Source organism: Kribbella antibiotica (genome assembly GCF_004349055.1).
In the GTDB taxonomy this organism is placed as follows: Bacteria; Actinomycetota; Actinomycetes; order Propionibacteriales; family Kribbellaceae; genus Kribbella; species Kribbella antibiotica.
Genome location: NZ_SMKX01000014.1, coordinates 67,843 through 92,697 on the forward strand (window position 1 = coordinate 67,843; position 24,855 = coordinate 92,697).

Consider the following 24,855-nt stretch of genomic DNA (forward strand, 5'->3'; position numbering starts at 1 on the left):
CTCAGGCTCGTGCGACGTAAGATTTTTGCCAATCGCCCATGCCGTGGTCCAAAATTGCCGACGCCTTGATCGACCAACCTCCAACCCAATGAGGCCAACAGCCCCACATCCGGTTTGCGCTGATATTCGAGGCGAAACGCACCAAGATTACGGTCGGTTACCAGCCGCGTTCAGCGAGTCGATGAGCGACAGGCAGCTGATCTACGTTGATCCTTTCCCTGCCTCCGCTCTGGCCACTGGCAATTATCGGCACACCAACCCACCCACTGGCCGTCCTGATCCTCGAAGCAGGCACAGCCGACACCTACACCGCGAGCCGCACCCAGCTCCCCCTCGCTGGATGCATCAAGATCAGCCTGCCCGACTGGCAGGTCGGCAACAGGCTCGACTGCGGCAGGCTGCAGCTCCACCACGCCGGGAGCAAGTGACAAGACTCATTACACCGGGACCAATTCTCCACATCCCAGGCAGCCTCGACGCCACTTAGGAGTGGATCGACGCAGCGACTGCGCCCGCCGGCCGTGCATTGTTCGTCGTGGTACCGCCAGTCCGTATGAAGACCGCCGGCTCAGTCAATCTCGGCGGGTACCAGCCGGCCGAACCGAACGAACTCGAGGCCTTCCCTGCCCTCATCGCCGACTTGGCGCAGGCGCACGACCTCACCGTAGGACTGGCGACCGTGACGACCGACCCACACCTCAACTGACAGACCCGTCCAGGCGTACCCCCGACGGAACCTCCGCCGCGGCCGACACCGACGACCTCACCGACTTGCACGGACTCCTGAACCTCTTCGACACCGGCGGCCCCAACGCCCCGCTGGAATCCGTCCCCAAGATCGAGGCCGACGACCCCGCAGCGCAGCGCTACCCCAGGATCAAACGATCCGACGACGCAACCGCCGCCTACCTCACCGGAGCACCAAAGTGAGCGAGGTCTTCTCCACCGCATCGGCGTCTCCGCCGTCACGATCGACAATCAGGTCCGCTCCCTCGTCATCCAACGACGCGACAGCGGCCGCTGGGAAGCCCCGGCGGCTTCCTCGAACTCGCCGAAACCATCCAAGACGGCGCCCGCCGCGAAGCACTCGAAGAAACCGGCCTCGTCGTCGAACTGAACCAGCTGACAGGGACCTATTAGAACATGACGCTCGGCGTCATCAACTTCGTCTTCCGGGCCCGAGCAGTCTCCAGCCAACCCACCACCGGCCCGGAAACCAAAGACACCCGCTGGGCACCAGAGACGAAGTAGCCGGCCTGGTCCCCATCGAAGCCTTCGCTATCAGAACCCTTGACGCCCTCGACAATCCCGCGACGCCACGCATCCGCCACCACGACGGGGTACACCTGTCGTCTCCTCCGTGGTGTGCCGTGGCCGAGACTCTGGCGGGCCCCTCGTCGGCCAGGTGCCTACCGAGGAGCGCGGCGGCCGCCCCGTGTCCAGTTGCCGGCGGCCGAGCGCAGCGAGTCTGGATGCGGGGGTGTGCTGGCCTGTCCACCTGAGCGACGAGAGACCCACCACACGGACTCTCAGAAGGAGGGTCGGGGCGGGGCGGAGCCCGGGTCCTTTATTTCCCTCACCGGTAGCTCCTCGACTGACGTGGCGCGAAGCGGATCCGCGCTACCAGCCAAGTTCGGCGTACGGCGTACAGCTCAGGTAGTTGTCGAGACCGGCCCGTGGGTAAGGCACCATCTCGGCGGCGACCAAGTCTCCTCACCGAGGAGCCACGAGAACGGTAACGGGGTAGCCCAGCACTCCCGAAACTCAGTCCAGCCCCGGGAGCGCTCGGGTGGCCCTCAGGAGACGAGCAGCGCCAGTACATCCTGGCGGATCTGGGTCATGCTGGGTTCGTCGGCTGCTTCGACGTTGAGGCGTAGGAGCGGTTCGGTGTTGGAGGGGCGCAGGTTGAACCAGGCACCTTCGGCCAGAGTGATGGTGAGGCCGTCCAGCCGATCGGCGGCGGCGCCGTCCGCGGTGTAGTGCGTTTCGACGCGGTCGAGGACGGCTGGCACGTCGATGATCGTGTTGTTGATTTCGCCGCTGGCGGTGTAGCGGGAGAACTGGCCCGCCAGCGCCGAAAGCGGTTGGGTAGTCTCGCCGAGAGCGGCCAGTACGTGTAGTGCGGCCAGCATGCCGGTGTCGGCGCGCCAGAACTCACGGAAGTAGTAGTGGCCGGAGTGTTCGCCGCCGAAGACGGCGTCGTGTTCGGCCATGACCTGCTTGATGAACGAGTGGCCGACTCGGGTGCGGATGGGTTTCCCGCCGTGCTCGGTGACTAGTTCGGCGACGGCTTTGCTGGTGATGACGTTGTAGACGATCGCGGCGCCGGCGTGGCGAGCCAGTTCGCGGGTTGCGATGAGGCTGACGACGGCGCTGGGAGACACTGCTTGACCGTTCTCGTCGACAAAGAAGCAGCGGTCGGCGTCACCGTCGAAGGCCAGGCCAACGTCGGCCTGGTGCTCACGGACGGCAGCGCACAGGTCGACGAGATTGGCTGGTTCCAGCGGGTTGGCCTCGTGGTTGGGGAAGGTGCCGTCGAGCTCGAAGTACAGCGGCACGATTTCGAAGGCGGGGTGAACGAGTACGGCCGGTGCGGTGTGTCCGGCCATGCCGTTGCCGGCATCCACCACGATCTTCAACGGGCGACTGCCCGCGAGGTTGACCAGGCTGTGCAGGTACTTGGCATAGGGCTGCAGCAGGTCTTCTGAGCGGGTGGTTCCGGCAGGGCCGTCGTAGGTGGGCAGTCCGGTCTCGAGCAGGGTCCGGATTTCGGCCAGGCCGGTGTCTTGTCCGACCGGGGCTGCTGCGGCGCGGCAAAGTTTGATGCCGTTGTAGCCGGCGGGGTTGTGGCTGGCGGTGATCATCGCGCCGGGGACATCGCGGGTGCCGGAGGCGTAGTACAGCAGATCGGTGGAGGCCAGCCCGATGGCCAGCACGTCGCTGCCCCTGCTGTTCGCGCCAGCGGCGAAGGCTGCGGCCAGTTCGGGTGAGGACTCACGCATGTCCTGGCCGACAGTGATCAGTTCCGCACCGGTCAGGTGCGCGAAGGCGGCACCGATCTGGAAGGTCAGCTCGGCGTCGAGCTGGTCCGGGACGGTGCCGCGGATGTCGTATGCCTTGATCAGGCTGGTGAGGTCTCGCATGAGGTCTTGGTCCTTAGCTTGTCGATGAGCAGGCTGCACTCCACGCCCCGAGATTCGGTGTCGTCCAACACCAGATACTGCACAGGCAAGGTATCCAGTGCGCTGACCACGGTCGGCACCCGGTCGGTTGGTACCAGCGCGAACAGGCATCCGCCGTGTCCTGATCCGGTGAGCTTCGCTCCGTGGGCTCCCGCTTCCAGGCTGGCGGTGACGCAGCGGTCGATCAGCGGGGTCGAGCACCCCATGTATTCGGTGAGGAGTTGATGGCTGCGGCTGATGAGCCCGCCAAGGTAGGCGTAGTCGATGCCCGGAGCTGTCACAGCGGCCGCTATCTCCTCGACCAGTGGCGGGGCAAGGTCGCGGTAGGCCAGCATCCGGTCTTCTCCGGCTGCGAGCCTGTCGCGTTTGCTGACCAGCGCGCTCGCCGTGGTTCGCCGCTGCAGGGTGTCGATCAGCACCACCTGCACGCCGAGGGTCGGCGCCAGCAGGTGGGTGGCGGGAGGTGTGGATGCTTCGACTCGGCGCAGGCCACCGTAGGTGCAGGCGAGGAAGTCCATCCAGCCGGCTCCGGAACCAACCAGGGCCTCGGCGCTGTGTGCGAGCCCAGCCAGCCGCGCCAGGTCAGGTACCGCTGCTTCGGCGGCGGTGAGAAGTGCTGCGGATGCTGCGACGGTGACCGCGGCACTGGAGGAGACCCCGGCGCCTACGGGTGCGGAGGTCTGTGAGACCAGCCGTGCGCCGGAACCGTCGGTGAGGATCTGGAGCGCGCAGGCCTGGAGGTAGTCCAGTTTGTCGCCGCTCAACCGCCCGAGCCGGCGCGCTGCGATCCTGCGGTGGGCGTTGACGGGGTGTTTCGCGATCAGCTCGACCGATCGGCTGTGCGGATCGATGGTGGCGGTGACCTCGGTTCGCAGCCCGATCGCTGCGACCACGGACGGGCCGCCGATCATCCAGTCCAGGCTTTCCCCGGCCAGGCAGATACGCGCGGGCACGGTAGCCCGGGCTGTTGAGGCCTCAGGCATCGGCGCTCACCCGCCGGGTCTCGGGCAGTGGCTGGGTGCAGGACCTGCACGCCGGTGACAGTGACCAGTCCGCGCGGGCATGCGCGGCCCGGTAGCCGCTCATCTGGTCACCGGTCCACAATTCGGTGAACGAGGCCTCGGTCAGGTCGCCGATGACGTAGCCGGCGTGGTCGTCGAGGTCGGGATAGACGCAGCAGCACATCTTCAGCCGGCCCCGGAAGTCGATGCTGGCGCTAGTTGCGGTCATCCAGCACGCCTCGATGCGGGGTGAGGCGAGCATCGGCAGTTGGGTGACGGTTCCGCCGCGGTTGTTGTAGGCGGCAATGATGTTCGGGCCGATGACCTCAACCTTCACCTCACCGCGCTGCCAGACCAGCGCGAGGCCCTGCCGCACCACACGCTCCTCCCACGGCCACTGCGCCAGCCCGGCACGCCGGGCCCACGTACGCAGCGACTCGTACGACGCGGGTGTCTCGGCACGGTGGGGGTAGCGAGTCACCCGCAGGTACTGCACCCCGGCCGCGAGCAGCCGCGTCAGCATCGGCTCGCGCAGCACGTCACCATTGGTGTAGATCGCAGGCTTGGCCCTCGGTAGCACCTGACCGACATGGTCCAGCTCGTCGAATACCCGAGGGTTGAGCAGGGGTTCGTTGTAGTTGTGGTTGGCCAGCCAACCGTCATAGCCCATCGCGCCCAGTTCGCCGGTGATCTTGGCGAACAGATCCCAGTCCATCAGCTCCTGGTCATGGCGAAGTGATCCTTCGCCGTTGGGACACCACCCGCAGGTCCGGTTGCAGCGGCGGCTGGTCTCCAGTTCCACATAACGCGGCAACGCCACGCCTGACCCGTTATCCATCGTTGGCTTCTCCAAATGTCTTGTGCAGCAGCGGATTCCCGTTGCTGGTGAGCGGAACTGGTGAGCCCGGCTTCGCTGAGATGTGCAATGAGCCGAGTGCGGCGTGGTCGGAGACCGGGGCTGCCGCCGGACGCGGTCTATGGGTGGTCGCCAGACCGATCGACGTGTCGAGGGCATTCGCCGCGCGGGTCAAATGGTCAGGGGCTGGGATCGGTGCGGGGCGCTGGGGGCGCTGACCTCGTAGGTGGGGGCCAGGAGGTTGAACCTGACCCAGCGCGGCGCGAGCTGGTTCACGAGCTCGATCGTTTGGTCGATCCCGAGGCCGTGGGCTTCGGCGTCGATGACGCCGGTGTTGAACCCGGCACCGGCGGCCGCGGTGGCGATGTAGACCATCCCGAGCACGGGGGGTGAAGCTGTTCACCGGGGGCGCAGTGAGTAGTCACGCAGTGGTGCGTTGACGAGCAGGAGGTCCAGCTGGCGGCCGGGGTCTCCTTCATTCGACACCTTGCGGGTCAGGCGTCAGCGGCCAAACCTCCTAGCTCGAGCAATCTCCGGCCGCCGCCGAAGCTTGACCGCCTAATCTTTCGCGAGAAGGGTCGAGGCCCAGCACGCGATGCCCTCCGCGCGACCCAATGCGCCCAGACCCTCCGCCCGTTTTCCTTTGACCGTGACCGGCGCGCCCACCACACCTGTCAAGCGTGCGCTCATCTCCACCCGACGATGCGAAAGAATCGGCCGTTCGCAGATCGTCACGCAGTCGACGTTTAACGGCCGCCAGCCTGAATTGGCAACGAGCGCCACAATCTCGCGCAAAAGTTCAATGCTATCGGCCCCGACGCACCTTTCATCAGACTCAGGGAAGACTTCTCCCATGTCGCCCAGACCAGCCGGACCCAAGAGGGAGTCGCCAATAGCGTGGGCTATGACGTCCGCGTCGCTCAGCCCGACAAGCCCACACTCGCCAGGAAATTCGACGCCGCCGAGGATCAAGGGGCGACTTGCCCCGGCGCTGCTGAACGGGTGTACATCAAACCCAAGACCAGTTCGTATATCCATGTGAAACTCCTCAACAATTGACGGCTCGGCCTCTAGCAGCAGTATCGCTCGACCGCGCGGCGATCGTCTTCATTGTCAACGTCCCGGACTCGATCGCAACGGTATGCGTATATCGAGACGTAACTCTTCCTGACGACAAACGGCAAGAAGTCACTGAGGCCGGTAGCACCTTCTGCGGCCGCCCCTGTTGCAAGCCCCAGGAGCGGACGATTGTAAAGAAGCACACCCTGGGATATCACCGGTTCTAACGCGAGAGCTCGACCTATCTCAGCGATTCGGCCGCTAGGGTGAACACGAACTCCTTGCTCACTCCGTGAATCCTCCGGCCGCCTGTCTCGCACCCACTGAATCCCCGTCGCCTGAGCCTTCTCAAACGAGGAAATCCTGCTGAGAAATCTCACAAACTCACTCTCCGGAAACACAGCGTCCGCCAGAACTATCAGTACACGCTCTGTTGTGACAGCGCCAAGGCCGGCGACCAAACTCTCGAGCGTGCCCGATGTAACGCATTCGACCGACGTTGTCGGTGTAGCTAAGTCCAGGTCGCGTACAAACCGACCCACGTCCGGATCAGTGGCCCGGCTCACGACCACCAGTGAGTCGAGGTCACCCCTATCCAGCAACCGCAAGAGCCGACCGATCATAGGCTCACCGCAGACAGGAACCAGAGGCTTTGGAGTACTCGGCCACGCCTCCTTCAGCCGAGTTCCCTCTCCAGCCGCAAGCACTACCCCAGTTATCGCGCCCTTCGTCATTGCCCACCCTCCGCCCGGCCAAGGATCCGGGACTTCTCCGGGACAATACGCTCAGATATGTGCGCCATGAGATCCTCGATCATGGCTGGTTCATAAACAGATGCGTTGTAGGTGGACACGAGCTCAAAGCCGCCGCCCGGGGCGTCTTCAACCAGTTCAAGCGCCAACCGATCGTTGTGGCTCGGGTCGGCATCAGTATCTATCCAGAAGAACTCAACCTCCACGCCAGGAATGACCGGTGCCCTCTGGTGTCTGTACTGTGTAAGCAAGATGGACCGCGTTCCCAATATGTCGTCGACGCGGTGCGAAACAATTCGCTCCGCCAGATATTGATACGGGATCTTCGAATTCTTTAGCACCGCGAACAGCTCCGCCTGCGTTTGCTTGATGACTTCGCCAAACCCAGGTCCAGGCGAGACGGGGAGCGAGAAGAGTATGCGATTGATGAAATACCCTATTGCTCGGTTAGCCGCCGCGGTAGAACGGCCGGATACAGTGATGAGCAAGTCTGGTGCACAGGCATCCCCTCGCTCCTGAAGTGCGGAGACCAGTGCTGCCGTGATCAACATGAATGGAGTTGCGACGTGGTCTCGGTGGCGTGACATTGCGGCCGCGACCTCGTCGGCAGAGTGACTCACGGCACTGTGCTTCATCTCTGCGGCTGTCGCTTCGCTCGTGCCTGATCCGCGGCTTGGACTCGCGACAAGATGATCGCTGGCTCGCCAGCGTCCCTCCCAGAACTGGAGCGATTCCTCAGCCCTCGATGTTCGAAGAAAGCGATCTTCCTCAAGTGCGAATGCAGCCTGACCCCAATCGGCCGTTCTCTCCGAGACGCCCGGCGATCGATGAACGAGATGGTATCGGTATGCAGTCGACAGCTCATCGAGGAACACACTGACCGATTGGCCATCGAAAACAACATGGTCAGCCGAGAAGCCCACCAAGCAACGGTTCGGCAACTGACAGACGACTGCGCGGACGAGTGGGGGTGCGTCCAGATCGAAAGGCTTCCCCAACTCAGCTGACAGCAGATCCTCAGCGCAACGCGAGTCCCCACCTTCGGCCAGGTTCAACACCTGCAGCGGCCATTCGAACTCGGTCCGCGAAACACACGCTGCAAAGCACGAATCTGTACCGGCTGGAAAGAATTGGCGCAGGCCGTCGTGCCTCCGACCAATGACATTCAAAGCGGCCTGCAGTGCACCCACGTCGAAGGCCCCAGATATCCGTAGACCGAACGTTACCGGGGGCTTTCGGACAGGCGTCGGTCGGCGATACTGCTCGATGCGGGTACGCTGATTGAACGATGTGTACGTAGGGCCTCCGGGCGGCCGGCTATCAGTCGCACTGTCGTGTCCTGGCGATGTCATCGGGCTCGCCCCAGCGTGTTGGATGAAGCGTCACCAGGTGGCAGTGGCCCGCCCAGTTCCCGGTACCAAGCTCGTGCGGTGCCTGGTTCGATCCCGAATACCTCGTCGAGGTGTCGGCGTGCGGTCAGTAGATGCCGGTCGAGTTCACTCGCGGTCCCCGCGCGCAGGGTAATGTTCGCCATTCGGTAGCCGCATTCTTCTGGCGTCTGCCCGTAAAGGGCCACAGCGTCTACGCCCGCGACGCCCGGTAGTCTTCTCAGCTGCGCCGCAGACACATGAGTCTTGACCTCACTGTGTCGATCGGCCAGTGGTGGGAACAAGCCTGCCGCCCAGCCCCGGGCCGGTGAAGTCGGAGAACTCGGGACACGCGCGATGGCGAGACTTAGGGCGGATCGTACGAGGTCGTGTCCGTTCGTGAGCTTGAGAAGGCGATTTAGATGGCCCCCAACTCGTCCGTTGATCTCGATGATTTCTGGCCCGTTGGGAGTGAGCTTGACCTCGGTGTGCGTCATCCGCCACCGCACGCCTAGGACGCGCAGCGCGGATGACACAAGACGTGCAACAGCTTCGCGCTCCTGAGCCGGAAGGCGGGATGGGGTGATGTCGCCAGTGACATGGATCGCATCTGCGCCGTCCTGAGCCGCGCGATGAATGATCTCGACCGGTGTCTTGTCGAAGATCGCGACGTGGCGGTTGGAGTCGGCGGTGTTGACTGTCTCGACGGACACAAAATCGGCGAGGACGGGGGAACTCGCCGGGTGAGCGCCGTTGGACAGCCTCGTCTCGAGCATCAGCCCTTGCCACTTCTCACGGTGCCGTAGCTGGTGGTTGATGTCGTCGGGGGAATTGATCATGGCAATGTGGCCGCCACCAACTCCGCGGCGGGGTTTGAGGACCGCCGGTAGACCGACATGCTGTGCGGCGAGCTGTAGCTGGGCTGGTGAGTCGACCTTGAGGGCACGCACTCGTGTGAGGCCGGCGGCGGCGAGCCGGTTGCGCTGGACGAGCTTGTCCCACGGTTGAGTCTGGTCGGCCGGTCCGGGCAAACCATGTTCGGCGGCGGTAGCGTCCACGGCGTCGAGTGCGTCGTCGTGGAAGGTTGTAATTCCGTCTAGAGCAAGGGCGCCGACGGTCTCGCTGAGGCCAGCTTTGTGGACGATGTGAACCTCGGCGAGCAACCTGGCCGTCGCGGCGATGTCCGGGTGAGCGCTGACCGTCGCTTGATGGAACAGAAATACCGGCTGGCACAGGTCTACCGCAGCGCGGCAGACGTCGGGCAAATTGGCCGCCCCATAGGGTAAGTGAACGATGCCGACCCGCGGCAAAGTCTTCATCGCGTCCTCCTTTGGTCTGCTATTGACTCGGGCGTTCTTCTTGGAGGGATTCCGCGAGCGCGCGGTAGTCGATCTTGCCGCTGCTGTTGACCGGGAAATGTGTGGCCCAGACGACTTTGCCGGGAATGGTGTAGCTAGGGCATGATGCGCGAAGAAAGTCTCCAAGATCGTCCGCCCGTTCCGAGTTCCCGCAGACCACCGCAGCAAGGTTCTGGCCATCTTGGTCATCCGGGATGGCGATGACTGCAGCGTCGAGGACAGCTGGATGTCGTCGGAGCGCTGATTCGACTGCGCCGAGCTCGATGCGGTGACCGCGAATCTTTACCTGTCGATCGTTGCGGCCCGCATGAATAAGCGCATGCCCGTCCCAGAGCACTTGGTCTCCGGTCCGATACCAATCACGTTCATCAACAGACTGCTCGTCGATGACGGTGCCGGTTCGACCGCCGGCGATCCGGACGAACCGGTGGGCATTATCGGTCGGTCGGAGGTAACCGCTGAATCGCTGTGGACCGCGCACGAGCAATTCGCCTTCGTCAGAAGGCCGACCGGCTGAGTCGCGAATAGTCCAGTCGAGGTGTTGATAGATTGCCCCGATGGGGATGGTGCCGTTGCGGGTTACCGGCCAGGCCGCAGGGTCTTCGGGAAGCCGGTACTCTGCGCAACTAATTGTCAGCTCGGTTGGACCATAGACGTTATCGATAACACTGTTGGGAGCCGCCAGTCGCCAGGCACAAGCGAGGTCGTGTGACAGCGGCTCCCCGATAAACCGACTCTGCTGCAGCCGAGGCATGCTTTGTGGTGGAAGGTCTCCTATCCGGCGGGCGTGAGACGCCAGAGAAGGCACCGAATACCAATGGGTAATGTCGCGGGTCGCAACATAGGTTGCGGGCGCCAGCAGTTCTCGCTTGCGTGGCACGACAAGCGTCGCGCCAGATCCCCATGCACCGAACAGGTCGAACACCGAGGGGTCGAACGTTAGGGCAAAGGTGTGTGACAGCCGATGTGCCGGTCCTAGCCCAGTGGATGGTACGACGTGTGCGAGATAGGCGCAGACATGCCGGTGGAGAATAGGCACTCCTTTCGGTGGGCCGGTCGATCCAGAGGTGAACAAGATATATGCCACCGTGGCTGGGTCGCCCAGGTCCTGACTCAGGCCACCTTGGTGGCTTTGCCACTCGTTCGGGGAGATCAAGTCTGGCCCGACATTGGATAGCCTTGCTCGATGTTCGGCACTCATAACGATCGCCCCAAGATCTGCCAGCTGAGCGATGGTTGAATGAAACTCCACAGGGTTCTCCGGACTCAGCGGTACCACCGTAAGGCCAGCGCGTGCAATGCCGAGATAGGCAACAAACGTGTCAGTCTCAGGCACTGCAAGCAGACCAATCCGGGTTCCTCTTGAAAATCGGTCCGCGAGGTACGCAGCGCATACCGATACCATCCGGTCCAGATCGGCATAGGAAACGCGGTCATGACCGAAGTCGATAGCAGTCGCATGAGGATGGGCCGCTGCTGAACGCGCAAACCATCCGTTCAGTGTCGATGGGTAGATGCGCGAATGCGAGTGGTGATGGGGCACTATCCGACTGCCTCCTTTGGGGCTCGGTTCGTCAGGGCGCGAACGTCAGGCAGGCACAGCCCGCCGATGCGTGTGAGCACGATCAGCGTCGCGGCAACGATGAAGGTCGTGGTTGTGCCAATGACGGCTGCCAATGCGGCGGCGCTGACATACCCGAGAGGCCGTAGCGCCAGAGAACCAAGCCAGTCGTATGACGAGACGCGCGACAAGCTGTCCTTGGGTAGGTGTCCTTGCATGGTGGTCAGCCACAATGCGTCTGGCAGCGTCAGGGCGATCCCTCCGCACACTGCCGCAATCACCAGCAGCCAGATCGGTGCACCGAAAGCCAGCCCCACCAGCGCAGGCACGGACAGCAGCTCCACGACGCGGGCAACGACCAGCGGCCGCTGGACCGTGAGTCGCAGCGCAGCGAAGTCGCCTACCACCTGGCCAACACTGAGTCCAGCGATGACGGCTGCCCACCCGAACACACCGTGGTCGCGGCGAAGCAGCAGAACTGGTCCGAGCACCATGAAGATCGCAGAGGCGAGGTGGGTGAACATGAACGCAGTGATGCTGCTCCACACCCACGCGCGCCGCGTCACTTCGCGAAAGCCATCTCGCAGGTCCGTCAGAAAACTGGCCTGGACGTCGTCCTGGGTTGCCCGGATCTGTTTCGGCAGTTTAAGGCGCGCAAGCAGTGCGGCGCTGGCCAGGAACGTCACGCCGTCCGCGACCAGCGCCCAGCCCGCGCCGGCACTGACCACCAGTAAGCCAGCGACCAAAGGCCCGACTCCGCCAGCCGTGCTCCGCGTCAGCGACAGCATCGCGTTGGCACGCTGCAGTAGATGCGCCGGAACCGTGAGCGCGGTTAGTCCAAGCGTTGACGGAAAGTAGAAGGCCAGTGCGGTTCCGGCAATGAACTGCAAGCCCATCGCCAGCCACAGATGAAACGCTCCAGTAAGCAACATGATGCCCAGGCAACCCTGAGTCACGGCGGTCACCAGGTTCGCGCACACCATGACCTTGTGACGCGGAAGTCGGTCCGCCCACACCCCACCCACCAGCAGAAAGACAACCGTTGGCACGGCCTGTGCGGCGAGCACAAGGCTCAGAGTGCGTGGCGAGCCGGTCAACTGGAGCAGGCCGAGGGACAGCGCGACAGGACTCAGCGTGCTGCCGGCCATCGACGTGGCCTGGGCCGCGAACTGGTATCGGAACGGCACAACACGCCATAGGTCGCCACTCATTCCGCGGTAGCCGCCGTGTGGCAGGCATCGACGACTCCGCCAAAACTTCCGTCCAGAAAGAGCGACTGCAACGGGAACTTGATGCCCAACTGTCGCTCTACCCGCTCCACCAGATTGACGGCCATCAGGGAGTTGCCACCCAGGGCGAAGAAGTCGTCTTCATCGCTCACCCCGAAGGTGTCGACGACGGCGCACCACTCGGTAGCCACCACTTCTCGGACGGCGGAGTAATCGGCTCTCATTTCTTATCCGTTTCCTTTCGTTCGCCCGACAACCCAGACTGGTGAGGTCTTCGCGCCGCGCAGCACCTTCGGACGCGTCGACCCCATGCCCAATTGCAGTTCCTGGCATCCGAGCTCATGTGCTAGTCGAAGCGGGCTGTAGACCAGCGCTTCGACGTAGGCAAGGTGGCGGTGGGGCGAATCCGCCAATCCGATCTCATGCATCTCGAGCACGTCGTCATGGTGACAACCGAAGCTTGCCGCCAGAAGTCGACCTTGCGTGTCGCGAACGGAGAAGCCGAATCGTGTGCCCACGTCCATTTGGGCCCAAGTGGCCAACCTCATCTCTACCAGCCGGGGATGGTCCGGAATCTGATGACGATTCTTGACCGCGACTACGAGCGGCGCGGCTTCGGGTATCAACTCCAGAGCAGAGCCGATCTCGCTTCCCAGTTCTTTCTCTTTGAGTCCCTTGATGTCACGGCGAACGACCGATCTTCGACCGTGACTAAGGCCCGCAAGGTAGGAGTCCCAACCGCGGACCGGAACAGTGGCGAACTCGTCGACCTTTACAGCTTCGCAGTGACTACCAGAGAAATAGGCGATGTCCTGGTCGCGCACATAGAGTGCCGCCGGGGCCAGCCCCGCCTGGTGCGCCTTTGCAAAAGCACCATCCACCAGCGCCTGCCCCACCAGTTGCTTTTCAAATGAGTTGAGCGCTGCCGATAACACTGGCCCTGAAACCAAGTCTGTGCCGCCAATCAACAGATATCCTGCCGGTTTTCCAACATCGTCGGTAAACAGATCAGGGGCAGCACAAGCAGGGTCGAAGATCGTGGCCGGGAAACCATTCATCAGGCACCGGGACAATGTCACGAACCCCGCTGTACTCCCATCCAGGCGGGCAGCCAGAATCGTGGACTCGAAACGTCGATCCGCAGTTGCCGCACGCACTACCTCCGGTGCGAGTGCCACCGAGGACGCATTCCACCCCGGTGTCAGAGCATCTGGAGCGTCAAGGTCCTCGGTCAGTTCTACGTTCGACGGCCATGATGGGTCTCGCCGCATCATCGGCAAGCAGCCTCTGCCTGAATTTTGCCGTAACGACAATCGTTTCGACGCCTCGGCACTCGTGTTCCCGTCAGAATGTTCCCCACGCCCCTGACTTTGCTCGTACGCATCTTTCGTGTCGAGTTTGCATGGTGTTCACGCGGCTCACAAGAGCCGTTGACTGCAACAACGTGCAAAACAGTGGGACTGCCCCCGGTTCGGTTGACTCCTGACCTGTGAGGACTTGGGTCCTTGCTGGAAGGATGCCTGTCATGCCGAAAGCTTTTCCTGCCGAGTTCCGACGCGACGTGGTCGCGGTCGCCCGCAAGGCGAGGCGTCGATCAAGCAGATCGCGAAGGACTTCGGGATCTCCCAGTCGTGTCTGACCCGTTGGCTGAAACTGCCGACATCGAAGACGGCAACCGCCCCGGTGCGACTCGGCAGGAGTCCGACGAGCTGCGGGAGGCGAAGAAGCGAGTCCGGCGACTGGAGCAGGAGAACGAGATCCTGCGCCGCGCGGCGGCCTACTTCGCCTGACATCAACCCAAATGACTTATCCGCTGGTCCTTGACCTTGCCGTCGACGGTATCGCTGTCGCGGTGACCTGCCGAGTGCTCGGCTTCAGCAAGCAAGCCTTCTACAAATGGCGCGCAAGCCCTGTCACACAACGAGACTGGGACGATGCACACCCGATCAACGCCGCGCGAGAGATCCACGGAGACGAACCCGGGTTCGGGTACCGGTTCATCGCCGACAAACTCTCGGGCAAGGGCATCACCGCGGGCGAGAAGCGGGTCACCCGGTTGCGTGCGCAGGAACGGATCTGGTCGATCCACTCCAAGAAGCGCGGCCTGAACAGCAAGGCAGGTCCGCCGGTCCACGACGATCTCGTCAAGAAGGTGTTCACCGCGCCGGCGCCGAATCTGGTCTGGCTGACCGACATCACCGAACACGCCACGAGCGAGGGCAAGCTGTATTTGTGCGCGATCAAGGACGCCCACTCCAACCGGATCGTCGGCTACTCCATCGACTCGCGCATGAAAGGGTCCCTAGCCGTCGCAGCCCTTCGCAACACCATCGCGCTCCGAACACCAGCGCCTGGGCTGATCGTTCACTCCGACCGTGCCAGCCAGTTCCGGTCCAAGAAGTTCGTGAGAGTCCTCAAACCCACCAGTTGCGCGGCTCGATGGGCAGAGTCGGAGCCTGCGGCGACAACGCCGCGATGGAGTCCTTCTTCACGCTGCTGCAGAAGAACGTGCTGGACCGGCAACGCTGGATCAGCCGGCACCAACTGCGGCTGGCCATCGCGTCCTGGATCGAGACCAGCTACCACCGACGGCGCCGGCAACGCAGCCTGGGTAAACTCACACCCATCGAGTTTGAGACAAATTCAACCCGTCGCACTCGCGGCCTGAACCACCAACCCCGCGAGTCAGCTGACCCCGGGGGCAGTCCCAGTCGATAAGAATCACATCTTTGACTAACCTGGATCGCCTGGGAGGGGACGTCTTCTCACCCGGCATCGCGACACCGGCCGACTATCTCCCAAAGTGGTCTGGGGCCGCCGGCAACGAGTTTCTCCTACTCGCTGGCCTGAAGTTGCTGGACTGTGTCATCAGCATGCGCCGGGTGAGGCGGACGCACACTATATAGGCGGCGCAGTCCAGCAGCAGCCAACCGGCACCCAGGTCCGAAGCAACCGATCTCTGTCACGATCAGCGTCAGCTCTAGTTCTTCGTGACGGGTGCGCCGCCGGGAGAACCCTTCCTTGTCGTCCTGCATCGGCCAGGAAACTGTTTGGAAATTTGCTGGCCGCTGGCCGCCGAACCAGCCCACCCAGATGGTGCCACCGCACGGCACCACTCGGTCTCCCCCACGCACCTACCAGGCGTCTTCCGTGTGAGGCACGGGACCACAGAGGACCCGAATTGGGCCCGGGGCTCCCACAGGTCGCATCGAGGACACTGTGCGGCTCCTCGACCGCCGCGGTCTGGGTGGCTGGGAGCCATGGTCCCCATCGGAGCAACGACGATGCCAGGTCGAAACCTTGCTGACTGACACACCAATGAGACCGCGATCGCCCTGCACGAACGGAGCGCAGGCCTACCCCGGGTCTGATCAGGGTCCACCCGCAGCCCGGACTTGGTTGATCATGAGCCGGTCGCTACCCCCGTCATCATCTGCGGAGACTTCTGACGCCACTGGCGGCGATGACAGCCGGTACAAATACGCGCCGAGCTCGTCTGCTTGACGACCTGCCGGCACTACTGCCCGGCGCCAGAGGCATCTAAGGGCCTCAAACGTCTTTGCCTGATTTTGCGTGTGCCTGGCGAGGCTCGGGCACGAAGAAAGCCCCTCTGACTTGGGTGTTTTGCCTGGTCAGAGGGGCCTTGGTGGAGCCGCCTATCGGAATCGAACCGAGGACCTTCTCATTATCGAAGCACCACCGCCGTGGTGCATGGTCAAACGGAATGCCTGTCACGTCAGATTCCATGAGGCCGTTCCGGGCTCAGATCGGATCTCGTTTTGCGTACTTTGCGCGTGCTCTGGCGGGGCGCATCTTGGCCAATGATTGGGCCAGAAGGCCTCCATCCGGGTGTCCACGGCTACTGCGTTGAGTCCGTGTCAGCACCACTTGGGGTGGCTGGAGATGGTCCGGCGCGTGGCGGCCCAATCCCTCTAGGTCGTGCGAGCCCTACCAGCCGCGTTCAGCGAGTCGATGAGCGACCGGCAGCTGATCTACATTGATGCCGACCATGGCTTCGCCGAGGCCGCGGGAGACCTTGGCGATGACGTCGGGGTCGTCGTAGAAGGTGGTGGCCTTGACGATGGCTTCGGCGCGTTGCTGGGGGTTGCCGGACTTGAAGATGCCGGAGCCGACGAAGACGCCTTCGGCGCCGAGCTGCATCATCATGGCGGCGTCGGCGGGGGTGGCGATGCCGCCGGCGGTGAAGAGGACGACGGGGAGCTTGCCGAGGGTGGCGACCTCCTTGACCAGCTCGTACGGCGCCTGGAGCTCCTTGGCGGCGACGTACAGCTCGTCCTCGGGGAGGTTCTGCAGCTTGCGGAGCTCCTGGCGGATCTGGCGCATGTGGGTGGTGGCGTTGGAGACGTCACCGGTGCCGGCCTCGCCCTTGGAGCGGATCATCGCCGCGCCTTCGGTGATCCGGCGCAGGGCCTCGCCCAGGTTGGTGGCGCCACAGACGAAGGGGACGGTGAAGTTCCACTTGTCGATGTGGTTGGCGTAGTCGGCCGGGGTCAGGACCTCGGACTCGTCGATGTAGTCGACGCCGAGGCTCTGCAGGACCTGGGCCTCGACGAAGTGACCGATCCGGGCCTTGGCCATCACCGGGATCGACACGGTGCTGATGATGGACTCGATCATGTCCGGGTCGCTCATCCGGGAGACGCCACCCTGCGCGCGGATGTCGGCCGGAACACGCTCCAGCGCCATCACGGCGACCGCGCCGGCGTCCTCGGCGATCTTGGCCTGCTCGGCGGTGACGACGTCCATGATGACGCCACCCTTGAGCATCTCCGCCATGTCGCGCTTGACCTTCGCCGTACCGGTCTGCGGGGTCACGTTCTCGCTCACTGCATCCTCCTGGTCGTGGGACTACTCGCCCAGGCTAGGCCGACGACGGCGTGGAATGTCAGTCCACCTTGATTCAAGTGGACTGATTGAGCGCGTCGCCCAGCCGGGCGACGACCAGGCGCAGAGTGGCGGGCGGCGCCGTGAACGGGATCCGGATGTGCCGCCGATCGGTGCCGTCCGGCGTGAATAGATCGCCTGAACCGAGCAGGAGCCCGTGCTCCCGCGCCGCGTCCAGCACCCTGCGCGCCCGTACGTCGGTCAGCTCCAGCCAGAGCGTCATGCCACCTGTCGGGGTGGCCCACGTCACGCCGTCCAGCGTCTTCAGTCCGGTCTCCAGGGCGTTCAGATTCGCGCGGAGGCGGGCCCGGCGCCGACCGATCACCTTGTCGAGCTTCGGCACGATCGCCTGGGCCAGCAGGTCGTCCAGCGCGCTGGGCGACGCCACACTGAGCTGGGCAGCCGTGTTGATCCGCCTGCGCAGTTGCTTACCGGTTCGGACCCAGCCGACGCGCAGTCCGCCCCAGACGGTCTTCGACAACGACCCAACGCTCACAGTGCGCGGATAGCGGCTCAGCGGGTCCGCCTGCTCACCACTGGCCAGCCATAGCGGTCGCATGGTCTCGTCGCTGATCAGTGCAGCGCCATAACGGCGGGCAATCTCGACAACCGTCGTACGGCGGTCTGCGGGGAGGCTGAGACCGGTCGGGTTGTGGTTGTCGGCTTGGAGGTAGATGACCTTCGGCCGGTGTCGCCTGCACAGATGCGCGAGCTGGTCGGTGTCCCAGACGCCAGCCGGCCACCCCGCGACGTCCAGTCGGTGTTTGCGGAGCAGGTCGAAGGCGGCCGGGTACGTCGGGGTTTCGGTGATCGCTACGCCCGGTCCAAGGTCCAGCCCGGCCAGTGCGGCGTTGAGGCCGGCCGCTGCACCGACAGTCAGCGTGAGCTGGTCCGGCTCGGTCGGAACGCCCTCAGAGGTCAGTCGCGCGGCGAGCGCCGTACGGAGTTCGAGTGAGCCGCCGGACGGTGGTCCGTCGCCACCCATGGCTTGCGGGAGGCTGTCCGCGACCATCTGAGCCGCCGCTTCAACCACATCGTGTGGCGCTGCCGTCGTGGCGAACCGCAGGTCCAGCAGTGGCTGGTCCCCCGCGCTGACAGTCGACGCCGGCGCGATGGGGTCGAGCAGGCGGTCAGTCGGCCGCACATGGGTCCCGGAACCGCGCTTGGTCTCCAGTACGCCGTCCGCCCGCAGATGGTCGAGTGCGCGCACTACCGTCACCCGGCTGAGCCCCAGGCGCTCGGCCAGCACCCGCTCCGACGGCAGCCGCGAACCGATCGACAACTCGCCCCGCTCGATCCGCCGCAGCACCAGGGCCTCGACCTGCTCGGTCTTGGTCCCGTCCGCCGCCTCCAGATCCCCCGCCCGCCACATAAGTCCAGTCTCCCACCACTGGCCTCACGCCCACCCTTTGAGCACCGTTCAGTCATGTGGCGGCCCGCGAAATGCCTGGTGGCGACTCAAAGCGCGGCCTTGAGCACGGTTCAGTCATCCGGGGCCCCGTGAAATGGCTGGTGGGGGCTCAAAGCGCGGAGATGTCGGTGGCGGGTGTGAGGATGCGGGGTATGGATGAGCGGTGGGCGGTTGCGCCGGAGGAGGGTGGCGGGGCGGTTCTCGTTGCGCTGCATCCGGACGGGCAGCCTGCTGGGCCGGTGCTGCATGAGCCGGACCTCGCCGCTGCGGTGGGCTCCCGGCCGCAGGTGACGCGGTGGGTGTGGCGGGCGTCGGCCGAGATCTACCCGCGGCTGCTGGCGAGTGGTGTCCGGGTAGAGCGCTGCTACGACGTCGAGAACAGTGAGGGCCTGCTGCTCGGCCACGCCGGTCGGCTGGGCGAGCCACGCTCTGCCGCGGCGGCCTGGGCCCGGATGACCGGTGCGCCTGTCCCACCCGACCCGCCGCTGCGCGCCGTCGTACCGGGTGAGCAGTCGTCGCTGTTCGAGATCCAGCAGGAGCCAATCCCCTTCGAGGCACTGCTCCGGGTGTACGCCGATCAACTGCGGCGGCACGGGGACACCGAGCACCCGGACCGGATGCGGTTGCTGACCGCGTCGGAGTCGTCCGGGATGCTGGTCGCCGCGGAGATGGACCGGGCTGGCCTGCCATGGAGCGCAACTGAGCATCGGCAGATGCTGGCTGAGCTCCTGGGCGAGCGGTTCGGTGGGACTGGCGAGCCACGGCGGCTGACTGAGCTGGCCGATGAAGTGTCGGCGGCGTTTGGCCGCAGAGTCCGGCCCGACCTGCCGGCCGACGTGCTGAAGGCTTTCAAGCAGGCTGGCTATCAGCTGAAGAGCACGCGACGCTGGGAGCTGGAGACGATCGACCACCCGGCCGTCGCGCCCCTGGTCGAGTACAAGAAGCTCTACCGGATCTACACCGCCAACGGCTGGTCCTGGCTCAACGACTGGGTGCACGACGGGCGGTTCCGGCCTGGGTTCGTGCCTGGTGGCACGGTGTCCGGGCGGTGGATCACCAACGGTGGTGGCGGTCTGCAGATCCCCAAGGTGATCAGGCGTGCGGTCGTCGCCGACCCTGGCTGGAGTCTGGTCGTCGCTGACGCGTCTCAGCTCGAGCCGCGCATCCTCGCCGCCATCTCCCGCGACCGGGCACTGATGGAGGTCGCCAGCAACCCCGGTGACCTCTACAAAGCCGTGTCGGACCGCGCCTTCTCCGGCGACCGCGACATGGCCAAGATCGCCGTACTGGGCGCGATCTACGGCCAGACCTCCGGTGACGGGCTCAAGAACCTCGCCATGCTCCGCAAGCGATTCCCCCAAGCTGTCGCGTACGTCGACGATGCCGCCCGCGCCGGCGAGGAGGGCAAGCTGGTGCGCACGTGGCTGGGCCGCACCTGTCCGCCGAGCGGTGCGCCACTGGACGATGCGACGCTCGAAGGTCCGCCGGTCGACGAGCCGCAGACGGACTCTCGCCATGCGCGGGCCCGTGGCCGCTTCACCCGCAACTTCGTCGTACAGGGCAGTGCGGCCGACTGGTCGCTGCTGATGCTTGCGGCGCTGCGACAGGCGCTCGCACCGCTGAAGGCGGAGCTCGTGTTCTTCCAGCACGACGAGGTGATCGTGCACTGCCCAGCGGACGAGGCCCCTGTGGTGACTGCGGCGATCCAGACCGCAAGCGACCTGGCCGGGACTCTCACCTTCGGTCCGACGCCGACGCGGTTCGCGTTCAGCACTGCGACCGTCAAGACCTACGCAGAGGCGAAGTAGGGCTCACCGGCCGTCTTCCAGTTCGATGGTGCACGGCATCGGCGCACGCCCGGCCAGGTGGAACCACTGGACCACGCGGCGCTGCCGAAGGTCCCTGGTCGACACCACGATGTCGTTGTGAAAGCGACGGGCCAGCTGCACCCGTCGCATCGCCAGCGCCAGCTCACTCGACCATGGCTCGACGTTAGTCCCGGTGGCGTTGACTGCTCGGGTCAGCGCGGACTCGCGCTGCTCACGGTCGTCTAGTGGCGCAGAGCGGGCGCGGTGCGCGGCGTCGAGGAGCAGCAGGGAGGACGCGGGGTCGAGGATGCCCGCACCGGCGAGCTCGGCGACCACTGCGGCACGGCGGACGAGCTCGGTCTCCAGCGCGGCCCGGGCGAGCTCTACGCGGTGGTGCAGCCGGTCAAGGCGGCCCGCGGTCCAACTCGCGTAGGCGCCGAACAGCAGCAGCGCGATGCCGAGCGCAAGCAGTGCCGTGGTCACCTTCACAGGCACATTTGATCACCCCTTACGGAGCGCTCACGGTCCGGCCGTTTTGCGTCATCAGCGGCCCGGGCGCCTTTAGCGTCGGGGGCATGGTTGATATCGGTGTGCTCGGCGGTTCCGGCTTCTACTCGTTCCTGGCGGACGCCCGGCGCGTCGACGTCAGTACGCCGTTCGGTCCGCCCAGCGAACCGCCTGTCGTCGGAGAGGTCGCCGGGCGCGAGGTCGCGTTCATCCCGCGGCACGGCGCCGACCACCGCTTCCCGGCGCACCGGGTCAACTACCGCGCGAACCTCTGGGCGCTGCGCGAGCTCGGCGTCCGCCAGGTCCTCGCCCCCTGCGCCGTCGGCTCGCTCAAGCTCGACCTGATCCCCGGCACCTTCGTCGTCCCCGACCAGTACGTCGACCGCACGTGGGGACGCCCACAGACCGTGTACGACGACATCGCCGTGCACACGGCTGCCGCCGACCCGTACTGCCCGGCCGGCCGTGACACGATCATTGCCACCGGCAACGTCGTACCGGCGGGCACGATGGTGGTCATCAACGGCCCGCGCTTCTCGACGCGCGCCGAATCCCTCTGGCACGCCGCCCAAGGCTGGTCGGTCGTCGGCATGACCGGCGCGCCCGAGGCAGCTCTCGCTCGGGAACTCGCTCTCTGCTACACGTCGCTGGCCGTGGTCACCGACCACGACGCCGGCCTCCAGCAAGGCGAAGGTGTCACCGAAGCCGAGGTGTACAAGGTCTTTGCCCACAGCATCGATCGGGTGAAGGCTCTGCTCACCGAGGTCATCCCGCAACTGCCCGCCGCAGACATCGACTGCTCCTGCCACCACGCTCTCGACGGCACAGCCGCGGAGAGCACGCTCTCTCGGACCAATGTGTTGAGTGGGGTGACGCAGCGGTGAGGGTCTTGTTGACTGGCGGCGCGGGGTTTATCGGACGGCATGTGCATCACCAACTGCTCGCCGAGGGGCACGACGTGCTCGTGTACGACTCGCTCCGGCCGGACGTGCACCGGACCCGCCCGGAGCCGAGCGACGACCTGATCGTCGGCGACATCCGGAACGCCGAAGATCTTCGGAGAGCGCTCCCCGGGATCGACACCGTGATCCACCTGGCCGCCAAGGTCGGGCTGGGCGTGGACCTCGACGACATCGACGACTACGTCTCCACGAACAGCCTCGGCACTGCCGTCCTCCTCCGCGAACTAGCGCACGCCAACCTGCGCCACCTCGTCTACGCCAGCTCCATGGTCGTGTACGGCGAAGGTCGCTACGACTGCGATCGCCACGGCCAGGTCGCCCCGGGTCCCCGCCGCCCGGAAGATCTCGACGCCGGCCAGTTCGATCCGCCGTGCCCGCAGTGCGACGAACCGCTGCGCCCCGGCCTGATCGCAGAGAGCGCTCCCCTTGATCCCCGCAACGCCTACGCGGCCAGCAAACTCAACGGCGAACACCTCGCCGCCTCCTGGGCCCGCGAAACCGGCAGCCGCGTCACCGCACTCCGCTTCCACAACGTGTACGGCCCCGGCATGCCCCGCAATACGCCGTACGCCGGTGTGGCCGCGATCTTCCGGTCAGCTTTGGAACGCGGTGAGCCACCGAGGGTCTACGAGGACGGCGGTCAGCGGCGCGACTTCATCCATGTCCACGACATCGCGACCGCCGTCACCACCGCCTCCGGGGCGCTCCCCCACCAACCACCGTTCACGGCGTACAACGTCGGCACCGACACGGTACGAACGATCGGCGACCTGGCCACCGAACTAGCTCACGCCTACCAAGGCGCAACCCCGATCGTCACTGGCCAGTACCGCCTCGGCGACGTCCGCCACATCACCGCGTCCTCGGCCAAACTCCGCGCCGAACTCAGCTGGAAACCCACCTTCGACCTGCGGAACGGGCTGGCCGATCTGCTGGCCAGTGATGTTGGCGTACCGACGAACGGGTAGTAGTCCGTCGGCAACTCCCCCATACAGCGCAGCTCCGCCGCGCGGGCAGCGCCGTACCCCACCACTACCCGTTCATCGGTACGTTATTTGCCGGCAGCAACCGTCTCGATCGCGGCCACTCGCTCGAGGGCGACCGCGGTCGACTCCGGGCTCGCGGGGAGCAGCGGGAGCCGGACGTGTGCAGCGGGGATGCGGCCTTGGGCAGCAAGGACTGCCTTGGTCACCGTGGGATTCGGCTCGGCGAAGAGTGCTTGTGACAAGGGCGCCAGGCAGCGACCGAGCTCGCGCGCCTCATCCACTGCGCCGGTTTGCCAAGCGGCGATCAGGTCGGCGAACGTCCGGGTCGCCACGTGGGCGCTCGCGAGAATGCCGCCGCTGGCGCCTAGCGCCAGCATCGGTCCGGTGTACAGGTCGTCGCCGGCCAGCACGCTGACGCCCTCCGGCACCTTGCCCATGAACTCGACGGTGTCCTCATCGATTCCGCCTACCGCGTGCTTGAACCCGACCACGTTGGGGAGCTCTGCCAACCGGTTCAGGGTTTCCGCACTCAGCGTCCGGCCGGTCCGGTACGGAATGTTGTAGATCACCAGGGGCACAGGGCTTGCCGCCGCCAACTGCCGGAAGTGTTCCACGACACCGTCTTCGGACGGCCGCGTGTAGTACGGCACCACGACCAGCGCTGCGCTGACTCCACGGCCAAGTTCGGCGACCGCTTCCAGCGACGCAGCAGTGGAGTTCGAGCCCGCGCCGACGATCAGGGGCGCATTGCGCTCCCCGCAGACGGCCGAGCAGATCTCGAGCACCCGGCGGCGCTCACCAGCCGTCAGCGTGGCCGGCTCGCCGGTCGTGCCCAGAGCGACGATCCCGGCCGCGCCCTCGTCGAGAACACTGTGAGAGAGCGCTTCCAGTGCATCTCCGGCCAGCTCATCGGCGGCGGTAAACGGAGTGATCAGCGGAACGAAGAGCCCAGTGAAAGCCATGTCCCGACGATCACCCATCCGAACCCATCAGGTCCAGTTCGCATTTCCATCGTCGAGCGTAAGCTCATCTTATGCTCGACGTCCGCAAGCTCCGGCTGCTCCGCGAACTCGCGCGCCGCGGCACGATCGCCGCCGTCGCCGACGCGCTCGCCTACACCCCGTCCGCCGTCTCCCAGCAACTCACCGCCCTCGAACGCGAGACCGGCGTACGACTCCTCGAACGCACCGGCCGTCGCGTCACCCTCACGCCTGCCGCCCACGGCCTCGTCGAACACACCGAGTCGATCCTCGCGCTCCTGGAGGAGGCAGCCACCGACCTCGAGAACGCGGCGAGAGCGCTCTCCGGCGTTCTCCGGATCGGCGCCTTCCCGACCGCGATCCCGACCGTCGTCACTCCCGCGATAGTTGCCCTGAGCACCGACAACCCCGGCCTCGGCATCACCGTCGTCGAACTCGACCCCGCCTCGGTCCCCGACGCGCTCCGCACCGAAGCGGTCGACATCGCGCTCATCCAGGAATACGACCACGTTCCGGTCGCACCCCACCCCGGCCTGCAGACCGAGCCGTTGCTGGAAGAGACCGTCCACCTGGCTGCCCGCCGTACCGAATCTCTCAGCGCCTTGCGCGACACTCCCTGGATCGCCGGCACCCCAGGCACGCTCTGTCACACGTTGACCATCCGAGCCTGCGAGGCCGCGGGCTTCACTCCCAGCATCCGCCACCACGCCGACGACTTCGGCGCCGTACTGGCCCTCGTAGCCGCCGGCCAAGGCGCCGCCTTCGTCCCCGACCTAGCCGTCAGCACCCTGCCTCCCGGCGTCACCCTCACGCCTCTCCCCATCCACCGCCGCACCCACCTAGCCCACCGCCACGGCACCACCAACCACCCAGCCGTAATCGCCGCCCGAGCCGCCCTGCAGAACGCAGCCCAAACCGCCCTCCCCTGACC

Annotated in this window: 25 protein-coding genes and 1 pseudogene; 9 read left to right on the plus strand and 17 right to left on the minus strand. The window is 65.2% G+C overall.

What is annotated here, in order from left to right; translation table 11 throughout:
• Window positions 1–206 precede the first annotated feature (206 nt).
• From E1263_RS07345 to E1263_RS44300, 4 genes are all read left to right on the plus strand, one after another.
• A complete protein-coding gene (locus tag E1263_RS07345; protein WP_132166409.1) occupies window positions 207–428 on the plus strand; it encodes a hypothetical protein in 222 nt (73 codons plus the stop codon).
• Between the two features lie 125 nt (window positions 429–553).
• Window positions 554–706 carry a hypothetical protein gene (locus E1263_RS42625; protein WP_165956534.1) on the plus strand — a complete coding sequence of 51 codons (153 nt, stop codon included), beginning with the start codon at window positions 554–556 and terminating at the stop codon, window positions 704–706.
• 65 nt (window positions 707–771) lie between these two features.
• Window positions 772–930 carry a hypothetical protein gene (locus E1263_RS42630; protein ID WP_165956528.1) on the plus strand — a complete coding sequence of 53 codons (159 nt, stop codon included), beginning with the start codon at window positions 772–774 and terminating at the stop codon, window positions 928–930.
• 90 nt (window positions 931–1,020) lie between these two features.
• Complete coding sequence (locus E1263_RS44300; protein WP_202868770.1) at window positions 1,021–1,140, plus strand: NUDIX domain-containing protein; 120 nt, start codon at window positions 1,021–1,023, stop codon at window positions 1,138–1,140.
• Here the strand turns inward: E1263_RS44300 and E1263_RS43180 are convergent.
• The 13 genes from E1263_RS43180 to E1263_RS07410 form a co-directional block, all read right to left on the minus strand.
• Entirely contained in the window at window positions 1,137–1,346 is a 210-nt protein-coding gene (locus E1263_RS43180) for a hypothetical protein (protein ID WP_202868765.1), read from the minus strand. The genes E1263_RS44300 and E1263_RS43180 overlap by 4 nt on opposite strands.
• 450 nt (window positions 1,347–1,796) lie before the next feature.
• Complete coding sequence (locus tag E1263_RS07355) at window positions 1,797–3,143, minus strand: phosphomannomutase/phosphoglucomutase (protein WP_132166410.1); 1,347 nt, start codon at window positions 3,141–3,143, stop codon at window positions 1,797–1,799.
• Window positions 3,122–4,165: a GHMP family kinase ATP-binding protein gene (locus E1263_RS07360; protein ID WP_132166411.1), complete on the minus strand. Its 1,044-nt coding sequence runs from the start codon at window positions 4,163–4,165 to the stop codon at window positions 3,122–3,124. The genes E1263_RS07355 and E1263_RS07360 overlap by 22 nt, the downstream gene beginning before the upstream one ends.
• Window positions 4,158–5,021, minus strand: a complete 864-nt coding sequence (locus E1263_RS07365) for a radical SAM/SPASM domain-containing protein (protein WP_165956535.1) — start codon at window positions 5,019–5,021, stop codon at window positions 4,158–4,160. Before E1263_RS07365 ends, E1263_RS07360 begins: the two co-directional genes overlap by 8 nt.
• 189 nt (window positions 5,022–5,210) lie before the next feature.
• Complete coding sequence (locus E1263_RS07370; RefSeq protein ID WP_132166413.1) at window positions 5,211–5,414, minus strand: hypothetical protein; 204 nt, start codon at window positions 5,412–5,414, stop codon at window positions 5,211–5,213.
• Window positions 5,415–5,597: 183 nt separating this feature from the next.
• Window positions 5,598–6,077, minus strand: a complete 480-nt coding sequence (gene ispF / locus E1263_RS07375) for a 2-C-methyl-D-erythritol 2,4-cyclodiphosphate synthase (RefSeq protein WP_132166414.1) — start codon at window positions 6,075–6,077, stop codon at window positions 5,598–5,600.
• A 32-nt stretch (window positions 6,078–6,109) separates the two neighbouring features.
• Window positions 6,110–6,832, minus strand: a complete 723-nt coding sequence (locus E1263_RS44305) for an NTP transferase domain-containing protein (protein WP_132166415.1) — start codon at window positions 6,830–6,832, stop codon at window positions 6,110–6,112.
• Window positions 6,829–8,202 carry a condensation domain-containing protein gene (locus E1263_RS07385; protein WP_132166416.1) on the minus strand — a complete coding sequence of 458 codons (1,374 nt, stop codon included), beginning with the start codon at window positions 8,200–8,202 and terminating at the stop codon, window positions 6,829–6,831. Before E1263_RS07385 ends, E1263_RS44305 begins: the two co-directional genes overlap by 4 nt.
• A complete protein-coding gene (locus tag E1263_RS07390; RefSeq protein ID WP_132166417.1) occupies window positions 8,199–9,536 on the minus strand; it encodes an ATP-grasp domain-containing protein in 1,338 nt (445 codons plus the stop codon). The genes E1263_RS07385 and E1263_RS07390 overlap by 4 nt, the downstream gene beginning before the upstream one ends.
• Window positions 9,537–9,555: 19 nt before the next feature.
• A complete protein-coding gene (locus tag E1263_RS42635; RefSeq protein ID WP_165956537.1) occupies window positions 9,556–11,118 on the minus strand; it encodes an AMP-binding protein in 1,563 nt (520 codons plus the stop codon).
• The gene (locus E1263_RS07400; RefSeq protein ID WP_132166419.1) at window positions 11,118–12,347 is read right to left on the minus strand and encodes an MFS transporter; all 1,230 of its coding nucleotides are present in this window, start codon (window positions 12,345–12,347) and stop codon (window positions 11,118–11,120) included. The genes E1263_RS42635 and E1263_RS07400 overlap by 1 nt, the downstream gene beginning before the upstream one ends.
• Window positions 12,344–12,589 (minus strand): phosphopantetheine-binding protein, encoded by a 246-nt coding sequence (locus E1263_RS07405; protein WP_132166420.1) that lies wholly within the window; start codon window positions 12,587–12,589, stop codon window positions 12,344–12,346. The genes E1263_RS07400 and E1263_RS07405 overlap by 4 nt, the downstream gene beginning before the upstream one ends.
• A 3-nt stretch (window positions 12,590–12,592) precedes the next feature.
• The gene (locus tag E1263_RS07410; protein ID WP_165956539.1) at window positions 12,593–13,444 is read right to left on the minus strand and encodes a GNAT family N-acetyltransferase; all 852 of its coding nucleotides are present in this window, start codon (window positions 13,442–13,444) and stop codon (window positions 12,593–12,595) included.
• 446 nt (window positions 13,445–13,890) lie between these two features.
• Here E1263_RS07410 and E1263_RS07415 point away from each other — a divergent pair.
• A pseudogene (locus E1263_RS07415) lies at window positions 13,891–15,083 on the plus strand (IS3 family transposase).
• A 1,230-nt stretch (window positions 15,084–16,313) separates the two neighbouring features.
• Here the strand turns inward: E1263_RS07415 and pdxS are convergent.
• Together pdxS and E1263_RS07425 are read right to left on the minus strand one after the other, a co-directional pair.
• Complete coding sequence (pdxS, locus tag E1263_RS07420) at window positions 16,314–17,213, minus strand: pyridoxal 5'-phosphate synthase lyase subunit PdxS (RefSeq protein WP_132166422.1); 900 nt, start codon at window positions 17,211–17,213, stop codon at window positions 16,314–16,316.
• A gap of 73 nt (window positions 17,214–17,286) precedes the next feature.
• Window positions 17,287–18,642 carry an aminotransferase-like domain-containing protein gene (locus E1263_RS07425; protein WP_132166423.1) on the minus strand — a complete coding sequence of 452 codons (1,356 nt, stop codon included), beginning with the start codon at window positions 18,640–18,642 and terminating at the stop codon, window positions 17,287–17,289.
• Window positions 18,643–18,833: 191 nt separating this feature from the next.
• On the opposite strand from E1263_RS07425, the gene E1263_RS07430 reads away from it, so the two are divergent.
• Entirely contained in the window at window positions 18,834–20,489 is a 1,656-nt protein-coding gene (locus E1263_RS07430; protein WP_132166424.1) for a bifunctional 3'-5' exonuclease/DNA polymerase, read from the plus strand.
• 3 nt (window positions 20,490–20,492) lie between these two features.
• Here the strand turns inward: E1263_RS07430 and E1263_RS07435 are convergent, their stop codons facing one another.
• Complete coding sequence (locus tag E1263_RS07435; RefSeq protein WP_132166425.1) at window positions 20,493–20,978, minus strand: hypothetical protein; 486 nt, start codon at window positions 20,976–20,978, stop codon at window positions 20,493–20,495.
• Between the two features lie 86 nt (window positions 20,979–21,064).
• Here E1263_RS07435 and E1263_RS07440 point away from each other — a divergent pair, with 86 nt between their 5' ends.
• Both E1263_RS07440 and E1263_RS07445 read left to right on the plus strand, forming a co-directional pair.
• The gene (locus tag E1263_RS07440; RefSeq protein ID WP_132166426.1) at window positions 21,065–21,880 is read left to right on the plus strand and encodes an S-methyl-5'-thioadenosine phosphorylase; all 816 of its coding nucleotides are present in this window, start codon (window positions 21,065–21,067) and stop codon (window positions 21,878–21,880) included.
• Window positions 21,877–22,926: an NAD-dependent epimerase/dehydratase family protein gene (locus E1263_RS07445; RefSeq protein WP_132166427.1), complete on the plus strand. Its 1,050-nt coding sequence runs from the start codon at window positions 21,877–21,879 to the stop codon at window positions 22,924–22,926. Before E1263_RS07440 ends, E1263_RS07445 begins: the two co-directional genes overlap by 4 nt.
• Window positions 22,927–23,009: 83 nt before the next feature.
• On the opposite strand, the gene dapA is transcribed toward E1263_RS07445, so the two are convergent.
• On the minus strand, window positions 23,010–23,906 hold the full coding sequence (dapA, locus tag E1263_RS07450) for a 4-hydroxy-tetrahydrodipicolinate synthase (protein ID WP_132166428.1): 897 nt from the start codon (window positions 23,904–23,906) through the stop codon (window positions 23,010–23,012).
• A 71-nt stretch (window positions 23,907–23,977) separates the two neighbouring features.
• Here dapA and E1263_RS07455 point away from each other — a divergent pair, with 71 nt between their 5' ends.
• Entirely contained in the window at window positions 23,978–24,853 is an 876-nt protein-coding gene (locus E1263_RS07455; RefSeq protein ID WP_132166429.1) for a LysR family transcriptional regulator, read from the plus strand.
• Window positions 24,854–24,855 lie beyond the last annotated feature (2 nt).